Origin of the sequence: Pseudomonas sp. 43(2021) (genome assembly GCF_017490805.1) — a bacterium.
GTDB lineage: Bacteria > Pseudomonadota > Gammaproteobacteria > Pseudomonadales > Pseudomonadaceae > Aquipseudomonas.
The window spans coordinates 1-484 of sequence record NZ_JAFGYJ010000376.1 but is presented as its reverse complement, the minus strand read 5'-3'; the positions used below and the strand labels follow the sequence as shown (position 1 = coordinate 484).

Below are 484 nucleotides of genomic sequence, written 5' to 3'. Positions count from 1 at the left end.
AGGTCAACTACCGCGCCAATCTGTGGGCGCTGAAGCAGGCGGGTGCCGAAGCGATCATCGCCGTGAATGCAGTGGGCGGGATTCATCCGGCCATGGGCACCGGGCATTTCTGCGTGCCGCACCAGATCGTCGACTACACCAGTGGGCGCGAGCACACCTATTTCGCCGATGATCTGGAACACGTCACCCACATCGATTTCAGCTTTCCCTACAGCGAGCCGTTGCGTCAGCAACTGATTGCCGCGGTCGCCGCCGAAGGCTGCGAATACAGCGATCAAGGCGTGTACGCCTGCACCCAGGGTCCGCGTCTGGAAACGGTCGCCGAGATCGTGCGACTGGAGCGTGACGGCTGCGACATCGTCGGCATGACCGGCATGCCGGAAGCGGCGCTGGCCCGCGAGCTGGATCTGGATTACGCCTGTCTGGCGCTGGTGGTGAATCCGGCAGCCGGCAAAACCACCGAAGTCATCACCATGGCTGAAAT

Annotated in this window: 1 protein-coding gene; it reads left to right on the top strand. The window is 62.6% G+C overall.

What is annotated here, in order from left to right:
- Window positions 1-484: S-methyl-5'-thioinosine phosphorylase (locus tag J5M71_RS27725; protein WP_207838767.1), on the top strand; the 484-nt coding region annotated here is incomplete at both ends.